At 49.1% G+C, this 13091-nt stretch carries 15 protein-coding genes; 11 read left to right on the top strand and 4 right to left on the bottom strand.

What is annotated here, in order from left to right:
* Window positions 1-2 precede the first annotated feature (2 nt).
* Window positions 3-1382: a Gfo/Idh/MocA family oxidoreductase gene (locus K0H59_RS07525; protein ID WP_220055121.1), complete on the bottom strand. Its 1380-nt coding sequence runs from the start codon at window positions 1380-1382 to the stop codon at window positions 3-5.
* A gap of 336 nt (window positions 1383-1718) precedes the next feature.
* Between K0H59_RS07525 and K0H59_RS07530 the strand changes: the two genes are divergently transcribed.
* Window positions 1719-2153, top strand: coding sequence for a hypothetical protein (locus K0H59_RS07530; RefSeq protein ID WP_220055122.1), 435 nt, complete (start codon window positions 1719-1721; stop codon window positions 2151-2153).
* A 111-nt stretch (window positions 2154-2264) separates the two neighbouring features.
* Here the strand turns inward: K0H59_RS07530 and K0H59_RS07535 are convergent, their stop codons facing one another.
* The 3 genes from K0H59_RS07535 to K0H59_RS07545 all read right to left on the bottom strand — a co-directional run bounded on the left by K0H59_RS07535 (window position 2265) and on the right by K0H59_RS07545 (window position 4317).
* Window positions 2265-2936, bottom strand: coding sequence for an RluA family pseudouridine synthase (locus K0H59_RS07535; RefSeq protein WP_220055123.1), 672 nt, complete (start codon window positions 2934-2936; stop codon window positions 2265-2267).
* 95 nt (window positions 2937-3031) lie between these two features.
* Complete coding sequence (locus K0H59_RS07540) at window positions 3032-3586, bottom strand: protein disulfide oxidoreductase (RefSeq protein ID WP_220055124.1); 555 nt, start codon at window positions 3584-3586, stop codon at window positions 3032-3034.
* A gap of 104 nt (window positions 3587-3690) precedes the next feature.
* Entirely contained in the window at window positions 3691-4317 is a 627-nt protein-coding gene (locus K0H59_RS07545) for an ACP phosphodiesterase (RefSeq protein WP_220055125.1), read from the bottom strand.
* Between the two features lie 182 nt (window positions 4318-4499).
* On the opposite strand from K0H59_RS07545, the gene K0H59_RS07550 reads away from it, so the two are divergent.
* The 10 genes from K0H59_RS07550 (at window position 4500) to K0H59_RS07595 (ending at window position 13059) form a co-directional block, all read left to right on the top strand.
* Window positions 4500-4703: a hypothetical protein gene (locus K0H59_RS07550; RefSeq protein ID WP_011622163.1), complete on the top strand. Its 204-nt coding sequence runs from the start codon at window positions 4500-4502 to the stop codon at window positions 4701-4703.
* Window positions 4704-4767: 64 nt separating this feature from the next.
* Window positions 4768-5805 carry a tRNA preQ1(34) S-adenosylmethionine ribosyltransferase-isomerase QueA gene (gene queA, locus K0H59_RS07555; protein WP_011622164.1) on the top strand — a complete coding sequence of 346 codons (1038 nt, stop codon included), beginning with the start codon at window positions 4768-4770 and terminating at the stop codon, window positions 5803-5805.
* Between the two features lie 161 nt (window positions 5806-5966).
* Window positions 5967-7091 carry a tRNA guanosine(34) transglycosylase Tgt gene (gene tgt / locus K0H59_RS07560; protein WP_011622165.1) on the top strand — a complete coding sequence of 375 codons (1125 nt, stop codon included), beginning with the start codon at window positions 5967-5969 and terminating at the stop codon, window positions 7089-7091.
* A 26-nt stretch (window positions 7092-7117) separates the two neighbouring features.
* Entirely contained in the window at window positions 7118-7450 is a 333-nt protein-coding gene (gene yajC / locus K0H59_RS07565) for a preprotein translocase subunit YajC (RefSeq protein WP_023267664.1), read from the top strand.
* A gap of 17 nt (window positions 7451-7467) precedes the next feature.
* Window positions 7468-9318, top strand: coding sequence for a protein translocase subunit SecD (gene secD, locus K0H59_RS07570; RefSeq protein ID WP_088212208.1), 1851 nt, complete (start codon window positions 7468-7470; stop codon window positions 9316-9318).
* A gap of 12 nt (window positions 9319-9330) precedes the next feature.
* Window positions 9331-10278 (top strand): protein translocase subunit SecF, encoded by a 948-nt coding sequence (gene secF, locus K0H59_RS07575; RefSeq protein WP_023267666.1) that lies wholly within the window; start codon window positions 9331-9333, stop codon window positions 10276-10278.
* Window positions 10279-10534: 256 nt separating this feature from the next.
* Window positions 10535-10852 carry a DUF2007 domain-containing protein gene (locus K0H59_RS07580; RefSeq protein ID WP_088212207.1) on the top strand — a complete coding sequence of 106 codons (318 nt, stop codon included), beginning with the start codon at window positions 10535-10537 and terminating at the stop codon, window positions 10850-10852.
* Between the two features lie 274 nt (window positions 10853-11126).
* Window positions 11127-11486 carry a rhodanese-like domain-containing protein gene (locus tag K0H59_RS07585; protein WP_011716501.1) on the top strand — a complete coding sequence of 120 codons (360 nt, stop codon included), beginning with the start codon at window positions 11127-11129 and terminating at the stop codon, window positions 11484-11486.
* 30 nt (window positions 11487-11516) lie between these two features.
* Window positions 11517-12428 (top strand): bifunctional precorrin-2 dehydrogenase/sirohydrochlorin ferrochelatase, encoded by a 912-nt coding sequence (locus tag K0H59_RS07590; protein ID WP_220055126.1) that lies wholly within the window; start codon window positions 11517-11519, stop codon window positions 12426-12428.
* A gap of 85 nt (window positions 12429-12513) precedes the next feature.
* Entirely contained in the window at window positions 12514-13059 is a 546-nt protein-coding gene (locus K0H59_RS07595) for a YaeQ family protein (RefSeq protein WP_220055127.1), read from the top strand.
* The last annotated feature ends 32 nt before the right edge of the window (window positions 13060-13091 follow it).

Below are 13091 nucleotides of genomic sequence, written 5' to 3' on the forward strand. Positions count from 1 at the left end.
ATTTAGGCGCCGACAATCCCTAAGGGCGTGGCATGTTCCCACGCGCCGCGGGTAAAGTCGGGGAAGTTGACCGAGTTGCTGCGGTTATTCAGCGATTGCTCGCTTAAAATATTCACCACAGACCAAGCGGCGCCATCGTAGACATCCTGATCGAGCGCCTCGCCGTTACGTAGGCAATAGATCATACGCCAGAGCATCACAAAATCCATCCCGCCATGACCTCCGTTGATTTCGGCTTCTTTACCGATGCGTTGCCAGAGTGGATGATCGTATTTGTCATACCACTTTTGCATGTCCATATCCCACTCGTGGTAACTCTTACCAAAACCGCCGTGCTCAACGGCAATCCGATTTGGAAATCCGGCAAAAACGCCATTGGTGCCTTGGATAAGGTTATGGCGGCTGTAGGGCCGAGGAGTAGTGGTATCGTGCTGAACCATAATGGTTCGGCCCTTAACGGTTTTAATCAGGCTAGTGCTCATATCGCCATTGATGTACTTGAGCTGATTACGCTCATGGCCGGCGGGGAATTCTCGTTTGGCATACAGCGCGCGCCCGAGTGCGGGTGAACTCATGGAGGTGAGATAATCGAAACGGTCACCACGGTTGATGTTCATATATTGAGAAATCGGCCCTAAGCCATGGGTGGGATATAAGTTACCGTTGCGTTTGGTGTGCCAATAGGTGCGCCAGGAACCAGTTTTATGGTCGATTTCCTTCATTTGCCAGCGCAGCTCATGGATATAAGCGGCCTCACCGTGGAGCAGCTCGCCAAACACACCTTGGCGCACCATGTTGAGCACCATCAATTCTTCGCGGCCGTAATTGACGTTCTCCATCATCATGCAGTTTTTCTGGGTGCGTTCGGCGGTGTCGACAAGTTGCCAGCATTCTTCTACCGTCAGTGCCAATGGCACTTCCACAAAGGCGTGTTTACCACTTTCCATGGTATCTATGGCCATGGGAGCGTGCCATTCCCACGGGGTTGAAATAATCACAATATCGATATCATCGCGGTTTAACAGTTCGCGATAGCTGAGATCATTCCCCGTATAGACCGCAGGTTTTGGCCGGTTTTGCTTAACGATATGCTCAACGGCTCTATCGATAACGGCTTGGTGGGTATCACAAATGGCTTTAAGTTCCACGCCTTCTAAATGGCAGAATTGTTCGACATGGCTAAAACCCCGCTCTCCCACACCGATAAAACCGACTCTAACCACCTCCATTTTCGGGGCGATAAGTCCGATCACGGATTTTCCAACGCGGGGTTTAGGGGCAACGCTGCTGGCGTTGGCATTGAGGGCAATATTGGCCGTAACCAGACCTGCGGTAACGGCGCCCGCAGCTTTTAGAAAATGGCGGCGATGAATATTGTGCATAGGCTTCCTGCATTATTTTTTGATTATTTGTAGGGCGATATATATCCCGTTTGTTATATCAGAATCCTAAGCCGAGTGAATAATAAAAGATGTAACAAGCTCATTCGTGGGGATGAATGCGCAAGATGTGAAATAAGGTATTTATCTTTACTTTAGCAATAGGTAAATGGTGATAAAGATCGCGTTTTTATTTTCTAATTAAGCTACACTGCCGATTAATTAATCAGGCGAAATTATCTTTTAGTTTTTAAACGTTTAGCAAATTTAATTTAACCAAAAAATTACATTTTGTGGTTGATTTGGGGGAATTTGCGACTCGGGGGAGTAAAGCGGTAAATGGGTTCTATGCTTAATGTACTACCACAACTGACGTTCACTTTAGGTGAGTGGGTATTGCATAAGGATATCAGGATGTCTGGGATTGAAAAACGCCGTCGCCTTCATTGGCGGGAGTCAGATATGCAAAATCGAGAAATTATTGGTCGTTGGTTAGATGAGCGTCCACTGCTTGGTGACAAAATTACCCTCTATAAAGAAGCGGACAAATATTATTTAGAAACTTGGTTTAGCGATGGCTGCCATAGTTTGGATGAAGTGAGTTTGTCCGATACGCCGCAGGGCCAAAAAGTGGAAGATATCGGTGGCAACTTCTTCGGTGAATACTTTATGGTGACGCCCGCCATGCAACTGCAGTTTTGTAATGAGCAGGGCAGTTATTTTCAAGTCGATAAGTTAATGGCTGATATTGATTTCAATCAGCGCGTGGCTTAATGAGTCACAGCGAAAGACGCTAATCAATAAATCGGCAAACACCAACCCGGTTTGCTCAATACGAGGTCGCTTAAGGCGACCTCGTGTCTTTTTAGCGGTTAACTATTTGTGCTAAGCCGTGAAGGGATGCTTACTGTAAAAATGCATGGCTTTACCCGAGTAAGGGTGGGTAAAGCGTAAACTTTGGGCGTGAAGGCAGAGTCTCGGTCTGGCTTTTATCACCTCAGCATCGCCATAAAATTCATCCCCAAGAATGGGATGCCCCAAGGCGAGCATATGCACCCTCAGTTGGTGGGTACGGCCCGTTTGTGGCGTTAATTCGACTAAGGTGCTGTTTTCGCGTCTTTCTAGCACTCGATAATGGGTCAGAGCACTCTTCGCGCCAGCCGTCCCTGCCGCTTGCGTCTTTTGATAGGGCGGGTGCTCGGGATCGGGCGCGATGGCTAAATCAATTATCCCAGCATCCTTTGCAATCAAACCCATGACCTCGGCGATATACACTTTTTCGTTTTGCCTATCTTGGAACTGGGTCTTTAACTGGGACTCGGCCTTTTTGTTGCGGGCAAACACCATAATGCCTGAGGTGGCGCAATCGAGTCGATGCACGAGAATGGTGTCAGGATACAAGCGTTGTAGTCGGGTCAGGGCACAATCGAAGGTATGTGCGGCTCGGCCGGGGTTAGACAACAATCCAGAAGGTTTATTAATAATGATCAAATCCCTATCTTGATAGCGAAGATCTATCCAAGGGACTGAAGGGGGCTGGTAATCGAATATCTGCATCGTATCCTCATCATTTGCGCGGCCATACTAGCAAAATATCAGTCACTAAGCAGTATATTCTCGAGCTGGCGTTTGCTGAGGCTGTTATAACTGAACTAGAACTGAGCCAACCACAATCTGAACTTCATGCCCCAAGTCGAGGTGACTCCCGAGGTGACATAACGGATTTCCCCTTGGGTATCGATAATATAAATAGCAGGAAATGCCATCGCCCCCCACTGAGTGCTTCGCTCACCATTTTCATCGTTTAGCACCGGAAAGTGATATCGATGCTCGTCCATATAGTGCTGGATCTCGCGATCACTGCCAGAGGCCACCGCCACTGAAATGACATTATGGTCTTGGTTGATACTCTCAACCATAGGGGTGGTGACGCGGCACACAGGGCACCAAGTGCCCCAGAAATAGACTAATGTTGGCTCTGTCTGGGCAGAATTAAGTGTAAGCTGGCTACCATCAATCGCGATACCACTTAATACTGGCGCTTGACCGGTGATCATATCCCGTTGCAAATAGAGGCTGACGCCGTAGAGCACCAACGCCATGATGCTAAGATCCCTAAGCTGTTTAAGCCAAAAGCGCGGGCTTCGTAGTTTTTGGCGCCAACTGAGAGCTTGAGCTGGCTTAGCGCTTGAGTTTGCAGTCGTCACTGTGACGGAAACCTCACTAAATAGGCGTTATCGCAAAGGCGTTAGGGTAAACGCTTAGGCTTAAACAAGGCTTGATACCAGAATGGAGGTGTTCGACTTAGAGCTTAGTCGGCTGAGCCATTCGGTAGATAGTCACTCGGGGTTTTGCGACTCCAAATACGGGTGTAGGCCATCAACTGAGGGTAAAAGGTGCGAAAGGCGGTTTCTGTCTCTATCTGCATTTTTGCTAGCAGTTTATCCGCGCCGTTAAATAAGGCACTGTGCGGATGACCTTTTGCCCGTTGCGCTAAGGCCTGTTGAATGCCTTTAGGCGTGGCGTAAGCGTTTAACCAATCTTGACTGCGCATATCGGCGATGAGGTTCAGACAGGGCTGAGGGTGATACTCATCGCTTTGCGTCGCAAATTCTGCCAGTTCACTATAGGCCTTTTGGCTAAACTCGGGCAGCGGCAGGTGATGATATTCTTCCCAGTAGTAGGCTAAATAATGATCGAAACTTACGAACATCAAATCAGCTGCTATGCTTGTTAACTGGGCAGGGAACAGGGCCATTAGCTCTTGGGTCAGTTCATGGGTGGCGCAGAGCTGATTGATTTCTTGGTTTAACCACAGTCCTTGGCGAAGTGCTTGCGGCGCAGAATCGATTGGCGCAGTGATAAAATTGCCTGCCAGATTGGCGCCTAGGTGGGTTTTACTGATCTCGGCCAGATGTAAGTGTGTAAGAATGTTCATTTTTTGTGCTTGGTTAATCGCGTTAGTTCACGGTATCATGGGCGGGCGCGCTGAGGAAAGCGCAAATAGGCAAAAATCGTGTGCTTTTCTAAGGGAGTGCTTACGTTAGCGTTTCAACAGGAGGGTAAATGCTAACAATGGGCTGAAAATGCACCAATCAATTAACCTGTTAAGGATCATGGATGATGTGGAACTGGTTTACCAAAATGCTCGGTAAAGACGAGCGCCCTAAGCGTAAAAAAGTGCTTGTCGATATTCCCTATGAGCAACATAGCTTTCGTATGGATCATTTTTCGCGGACTCGACCTAAATATGATGTCGATGATGCGTTAGCCTCAAATGTGTTAAATGAGTCAGACGCCGATATGGATATCGCGAACAAGTAATCTTGATCTTATTAGCCTCTAACCATAGACTAGCCGCCGTTCTAAGCTATCTAGAGGCCTTTGCATGCGCGTAACAGACTTTTCCTTCGATCTTCCCGACGAACTTATCGCTCGTTATCCCATGGCGCAACGCAATGCGTCACGTCTGTTAACCTTAGATGGCAATACTGGCACGCTCGCTGATAAACAGTTTACCGATCTGCTGGGGATGATTAATCCTGGCGATTTAATGGTATTCAACAATACCCGGGTGATCCCTGCGCGTCTATTTGGCCAAAAGGCCAGTGGTGGCAAACTCGAGATTTTAGTTGAGCGTATGCTCGACGATAAGCGCATCCTCGCCCATGTACGTAGCTCTAAATCCCCGAAGGTGGACAGCATTATCCACCTCGATGGCGGTTATGAGATGAAGATGGCTGCGCGCCATGACGCTTTATTTGAGCTCGAACTCTTATCCGACCTGACGATTTTAGAAGTGCTCGAAGCAGTAGGGCATATGCCACTGCCTCCTTATATCGACCGTCCCGATGAAGATGCCGATAAAGAGCGTTATCAAACTGTCTATAACCAAAACCCCGGAGCGGTTGCCGCGCCAACGGCGGGATTGCACTTTGACGATGCCATGCTCGATGCCTTAAAGGCCAAGGGCGTGAATATCGCATTTGTGACCTTGCATGTGGGTGCAGGCACCTTCCAGCCTGTGCGCGTCGATAACGTACTCGAGCACAAAATGCATTCCGAGTGGGCCAATGTGCCGCAGGATGTGGTGGATTTAATTGCCCAAACTAAAGCGGCGGGCAAGCGTGTGGTTGCTGTGGGGACGACGTCCGTGCGTTCACTGGAGAGTGCGGCCCGTGCAAGTGAAGGCGAACTTAAAGCCTTTAGCGGCGATACCGATATCTTTATCTACCCTGGGTATCAGTTCCAAATCGTCGATGCCATGATCACCAACTTCCACTTGCCGGAGTCGACGCTCATCATGTTGGTCAGTGCCTTTGCTGGTTTTGATCATGTTATGGCGGCGTATCAACACGCAATCACGCAAAAATATCGCTTCTTTAGCTATGGCGATGCCATGTTTGTGACGAAAAAAGCTCACTAGACCAAGATTTTGTTTTAAAATAGCCGCCCACATTGAGTTTGGGCGGTAATTTTTTTCAGCCAAAGGTTGAACCTTTTGGATCTGCCCCTATCTCTATTGTTAATCAAAATGGCGCGTGCCATTACAAATGTAGTCAGACTGTTTATCTGGCGAGGTGAATTATGAAATTTGAACTCGACACTACCGACGGCCGTGCGCGCCGTGGTCGCTTGATTTTTGAACGCGGCACGGTGGAAACCCCAGCCTTTATGCCTGTTGGTACTTACGGTACGGTAAAAGGCATGACGCCTGAAGAAGTGCGTGCCACTGGCGCGGATATTCTGCTCGGTAACACTTTCCACCTGTGGTTACGTCCTGGCGAAGAAATCATGCGTAAGCATGGCGACTTGCACGATTTTATGAACTGGCAGCGTCCTATTCTGACCGATTCGGGCGGTTTCCAAGTGTTCAGTTTGGGTGACATTCGTAAAATTACCGAAGAAGGTGTGCATTTCCGTTCGCCAATCAACGGCGAGAAAATCTTCTTAGATCCTGAAAAATCAATGCAAATTCAACATGCATTGGGCAGTGATGTGGTGATGATTTTTGACGAATGTACCCCGTATCCAGCAACTGAAGATGAAGCGCGCAAGTCAATGCAGATGTCACTGCGTTGGGCTAAGCGTTCACGCGACGAGTTCGACCGTCTGGAAAACCCCAATTCATTATTCGGGATCATCCAAGGCAGTGTTTATGAAGATTTACGCGACGAGAGCTTAAAAGGCTTAGTCGAAATTGGTTTCGACGGTTATGCCGTCGGTGGTTTGGCCGTAGGTGAGCCTAAGGAAGACATGCACCGCATTCTTGAGCATGTCTGTCCACAAATTCCTGCGGACAAGCCGCGCTATCTGATGGGGGTCGGTAAGCCAGAGGATTTAGTTGAAGGTGTGCGTCGTGGTATCGACATGTTTGACTGTGTGATGCCAACCCGTAACGCCCGTAACGGTCATCTGTTTACCAGTGAAGGTGTGATCAAGATCCGCAATGCGCGTCATCGTGATGACACTTCACCGCTCGATCCTAAGTGTGATTGTTATACCTGTAAAAACTATTCACGGGCATACCTTTACCATTTAGATCGTTGTAATGAGATTCTGGGTGCGCGTTTAAACACCATTCACAACTTGAGATACTATCAAATGTTAATGGAAGGTTTGCGCGGGGCGATTGAGACGGGTACATTAGACGCCTTTGTAAAGGACTTCTATACCAGTCAAGGTCGTGAAGTACCAGAGTTAGTCGATTGATTTTTTGCTAATAAGAAGAGAAAACTATGTTCATTTCAAATGCATATGCAAATGCTGCAGGCGCTCCACAGGGTGGCGGCACCATGGAATTGATTTTCATGCTGGTGATTTTCGGTCTGATTTTCTATTTCATGATTTTCCGTCCGCAATCTAAGCGTGTTAAAGAGCACAAGAACCTGATGTCATCTTTAAGCAAGGGCGACGAAGTCCTGACCAGCGGCGGTATCTTAGGCAAGATTGCAAAGATCAGCGATGAAAATGACTACGTGTTACTGAGCTTGAACGACACAACTCAAATTACAATTAAAAAAGATTACATTGCAGCTGTATTGCCTAAGGGCTCTATCCAGTCGTTGTAAGCCAAGAGGGCTCAGGCGTGTTAAATAAATACCCAATGTGGAAAAACATTATGGTGGTGCTCGTCATCGCCATAGGTTGTTTCTATGCCGTACCTAACCTGTTCGGTGAAGATCATGCGGTGCAAGTAGTGGCGACTCGAGGTGCTGAAGTCACGGCATCTACCCAAGCCAGAGTGAACGAGCTGTTAGCCAGTAAGGGCATTGCGGTAAAACGTTCTGAGCTTGAAAAAGGCCAATTGTTGGTTCGCGTGCAAAACGCGGACCAACAGTTGCTGGCCAAGGAAACCATCGCCGAAGACTTAGGCGATAAGTTCACCGTGGCACTCAACCTTGCCCCTGCGACGCCGCAGTGGCTCGAGTCCATGGGCGGTAGCCCAATGAAACTCGGTCTGGACCTTCGTGGTGGTGTGCACTTCTTAATGGAAGTGGACATGGGCGAAGCCATCCGTAAGATGGAAGAGGCCAAAGTGGCCGATTTCCGTTCACAATTACGTGAAGAAAAAATCCGTTACGCGGGCATTCGTAACAATGCACAAGGTATCGAGATTAAATTCCGTGACAAAGAAAGTTTAGCCAGTGCAGAACGCTTCTTAAAATCGCGCAGCAATGACATGGTGTTCACCGACGTGACCAAGGGTGAAGATTTTGCTCTGCAAGCCGTGATGAGCGAAACCTATCTTAAGCAGATTAAAGAAGAAGCGCTGCAGCAAAACATTACTACTATCCGTAACCGTGTGAACGAGTTAGGGGTAGCTGAGCCTGTGGTGCAACGCCAAGGTGCTGAGCGTATTATCGTTGAGCTGCCTGGTGTACAAGACACTGCCCGTGCCAAGGAAATCTTAGGTGCAACTGCATCGATTGAATTCCACATGGTAGACGATAAGGCCGACCCGAATGCGGCGCAATCTGGCCGTGTTCCAGCGGGTTCTGAGGTGTACCAACGCCGTGAAGGCGGTCAAGTGGTACTGAAGAAGGAAGTGATGCTAACGGGTGATCATATTACCGGCGCACAACCTAGCTTCGACCAATACAGCCGTCCACAGGTGAGCATCAACCTCGATGCTAAAGGCGGTACCATTTTCTCTAACGTGACTAAGGACAATATCGGTAAACCGATGGCGACCTTGTTCATCGAATATAAAGACAGCGGTGAACGTAACGCCGATGGCAGTGTCAAGATGCAGAAAATCCAAGAAGTGATTTCTGTGGCGACCATTCAAGCGCGTTTAGGCCGTAACTTTGTGATCACTGGCTTAAGCCATGGTGAAGCACAAAACCTTGCACTGCTGCTGCGTGCTGGTGCCCTGATTGCGCCTGTATCGATTGTGGAAGAACGTACTATCGGTCCAAGCCTAGGTGCGGAAAACATCGAAAGCGGTGTGCAAGCCATGATTTGGGGTATGGCAGTCGTACTTATCTTTATGTTGGTTTACTACCGTAGTTTCGGCTTGATCGCTAACTTAGCCTTAACGGCAAACTTAGTGATGGTGGTTGGGGTGATGTCTATGATCCCTGGCGCCGTATTAACCCTGCCTGGTATTGCGGGTATGGTGTTAACTGTGGGTATGGCGGTTGACGGTAACGTACTGATTTACGAGCGTATCCGTGAAGAGTTACGTGCAGGTCGCAGCGTACAGCAGGCGATTCACGAAGGTTACGGTAACGCCTTCTCTACCATCGCCGACGCTAACATCACCACCTTCTTGACAGCGCTGATCCTGTTCGCCGTGGGTACTGGCGCGATCAAAGGCTTCGCGGTGACCCTGATGATCGGTATTGCGACATCGATGTTTACCGCTATCGTGGGTACTCGCTCAATCGTGAACGCGATTTGGGGCGGTAAGCGCGTGAAGACGCTGTCTATCTAAGGGGAAGCGATAATGTTAGAAATTTTATCTTTAAAACGTACGGTTAACTTCCTCCGTCATGCGCTGCCTATCAGTATTATGTCTGCCATTTTGGTCTTTGGCTCGCTGGTGTCCTTGGCGACCAAAGGCATTAACTGGGGCTTAGACTTTACCGGCGGTACTGTGGTTGAGATGGAGTTCACTCAACCCGTCGATTTGAACGTGCTGCGTTCGAAACTGTCTGCACCTGAGTTAGACGGTGCAGTGGTACAAAACTTCGGTTCTAGCCGTGACATATTGGTGCGTCTGTCGGTGAAAGAAGGCGTGAGCAGCGATGTACAGGTCAAATCTGTGATGGCAGCGGCCCAACAAGTGGATGCGGGCGTTCAACAGAAACGTGTTGAATTCGTCGGTCCTCAAGTGGGTAAAGAACTGGCCGAGCAGGGCGGTTTAGCGGTATTGGTCGCGCTTATCTGTATCATGATCTACGTGTCTTTCCGTTTCGAATGGCGTTTAGCCTTCGGTTCGGTGGCAGCACTTGCCCACGACGTGATTGTAACCTTAGGTGTGTTCTCCTTATTCCAGCTGGAATTCGACCTGACCGTACTGGCGGGGGTATTAACGGTTGTGGGTTACTCATTGAACGATACTATCGTTGTGTTTGACCGTATCCGTGAAAACTTCCTCAAGATGCGTAAGAGCGAGCCTGAAGAAGTGGTTAACGTCTCTATCACCCAAACCATGAGCCGTACCATTATCACTACCGGTACGACGCTGGTGACCGTTGTGGCGCTGTTCCTGAAGGGCGGCACTATGATCCATGGTTTTGCGACAGCACTGTTATTGGGGATTTTCGTCGGTACTTATTCTTCTATCTACGTAGCAAGTTACCTTGCGATCAAACTGGGCATTTGCCGTGAGCATATGATGCCAGTTGAAGTAGAGAAAGAAGGCGCCGATCAGCCTTCTATGATGCCTTAATCGGGTATTGAGACTCGAAGTCGTGTATTACGACTGTTGAAAAAGAGCCACCGTTGAGGTGGCTTTTTTTTACTGAGAATTTTGGCCTTTCCGATAATCTGCTAGCAAACTCACAACTTTATAGTGACTAATGCTGTAAAACCTAAATGTTAATTTCATTAACAACTGCTGTAAAAAACAGCGCTCGACAGGCTTGGTTATTTCACAGTAGGATGTCGGCTGCCCATATCTAGAGAGTATTGTTGTAGGATGTCGCATGGAAGAACGTAAGACGTTAGTCGCTGGTGGAAACTTATTGCAGGCCCATACATGGAAGGGGTTATTAGAAGCCTGTGGTATTCATGTGGAGTTGCGTGGCGAGGCCTTATTAGGCGGCGTGGGTGAATTGCCCGCCGGGCTACATAATGTTGAGCTTTGGGTACGTGAGTCGCAACTGGCGAAAGCGCAGGCCCAATTAAGTGGTTTGGATGTGATTAGTCCCCAGTGGCAATGCGTGCAATGCCATGAGATGAATGAGGGCAGTTTTGAATTATGCTGGCATTGCAGCGCCGAGCGCAGCGAAAGCCATAATTAATCCTCATCCCATTCATCGTTTCTCAAACCGCTGACACTGTGATGCGTTGAAAGCATGGGGCTAGCAATGCCGCCTTGTTCTCAGCGCCAAGCGTCTATTCCAGGCTATCCGAGTAAGGCTAAGAGGTAGGAGCCATTCCCCCCGCAAGCTTTGGCTCATAAAGCCCGCGATTGTCACATGCCGTTAACCGCAAGGATTGCGTCTCCCCGCGTAGCGAATTACACTTCAATTGATATTAGCTAAGTCATTCAATCCCTTATCTAAGGAGGATCTGATGCATCCATCCAGTGCTTTTTCGGCTCTTGTCGAATCGATTCGTCCCCATGTTGTTGAAGTGAGTATTGAAGCCTATCAAGCCGATGACGCTTGGGTGTTGATAGATGTCCGTGAAGATAATGAATGGCTACAGGATCACCTGCCGCAGGCGAAACACATGAGCCGCGGCATTATTGAGCGCGACATTGAACAGCGCTTTCCCGATAAACATACACCCCTGTTGCTCTATTGCGCGGGCGGTGCTCGCTCAGTGTTGGCGGCCAGCAGTTTACAGCTAATGGGCTACCAAAAGGTCGCCTCCTTGATTGGCGGTTACAAGGGCTGGATCCAACGCCAATTACCTGTAGTGCAAGAGTAATTTAGGCTGGTTTTTTTATAGGTGAGTGGCATGCAATATTTCCCGCTGTTTATTGATACTGTTAATTTAAATGTCCTGTTGGTGGGGGCGGGGGATGTCGCCAGTCGTAAGCTGGCCTTGCTGACGCGTACCGAAGCCAATATCCATGTGATTGCCCCTGAGGTGAATCCCGAGGTGAAGGCTTATGCCGATGCGGGCAGGATTTTATTGTCTGAGCGGCCCGTGGTGCAGGCCGATATTCAAAACTACGATCTCATCTATCTAGCGACCGCGAACGATAAGCTCAATGCTGAATTGGCTACCTTAGCCACCGAGCGGGGAATTTGGGTCAATGCCGTGGATAATCCCGCCTATTGCCGCTTTATTACCCCATCGATTGTCGATAGGGGCCGTCTTGTGGTGGCGATAAGCACAGCAGGCGCGGCGCCCGTGTTTGCGCGCACCATTCGCGCTCGCTTAGAGACCAGCCTGCCGCAATCCCTTAAGCCCTTGTTCGACTTCGTGGCCGACAAGCGTCTCGAAGTGCAGCAAAGACTCACCAAAACCGCGACGCGCCGATTATTCTGGGAGCGTTTTTTCGACACCAATGGCGATAGGTTTGATGTGCGCACCCCTGAGCATTATCAAAATGCTTTTAATCATATCGTCAGCCGCGGGGAAATCCTGCTATTGGACGAGGCCACGCCCGTCGAGTTATTGCCGCTGGCGGCCATGCCGTTATTACAGCGCCTCGACTGGATTTACAGCGAGGTAGGTTTAGCCGAGGACTTGGCTGAGCTGGTGCGCCGCGATGCTAATCGCGCAGCGCTCCCTGCGCTGAGTGATATCAGCCGTGAATATGAGCAAGGCTCGCGCATGTTGTTGGTCGCCGATACCCAGAAGATTGAGCAACTTAAGGCGCATTTCCCGGTGGCGAAGCATTTACGCCCCGGCGCGATTTAGTCTTCTTTATCGCAGTTTGTTTGAGCTGACGGCGAGTCTTAGGTAGACTCGCCGTTATTTTTTATCGTTAAGTTTAGGATGTACTATGGCTCTCAAAGCGACCGTATTTAAGGTCAATCTTCAGATCGCCGATATGGACCGAGGTTATTATCAAGATCATCAGCTGACGTTAGCGCAGCATCCCTCCGAGACCGATGGCCGCATGATGGTGCGTCTGCTGGCCTTTATCCTAAACGCTTCCGAGACCTTAAGTTTTACTAAGGGATTGTGCGTCGATGATGAGCCTGAGCTGTGGGACAGGAGTCTCTCCGGTGAAGTGGACCTGTGGATTGAGTTTGGCCAAGCCGATGAGAAATGGCTGCGTAAGGCGAGCGGCCGCGCGAAAGCGGTGCAGCTATTTACCTACGGTGGTCGTAGTGTTCCTATTTGGTGGAAACAGAATCAAGCGGCCCTCGAGCGTTATAAAAACCTTAAAGTGTGGAATATTGCCGAAGAGTCGGTGACGGCGATGGAGGCGTTAGTGAGCCGCACCATGTCGCTGCAAGCGTCCATCAGTGAAGGGCAAGTCTGGTTATCGGATAATGAGCACAGCGTGCTTATCGAGCCCGAAATGCTGAAAGATGACCAATAAAAAAGAGCCTGCAATTGCAGGCTCTTTTTTTT

Source organism: Shewanella sp. FJAT-51649 (assembly GCF_019457435.1).
GTDB lineage: Bacteria > Pseudomonadota > Gammaproteobacteria > Enterobacterales > Shewanellaceae > Shewanella > Shewanella mangrovisoli.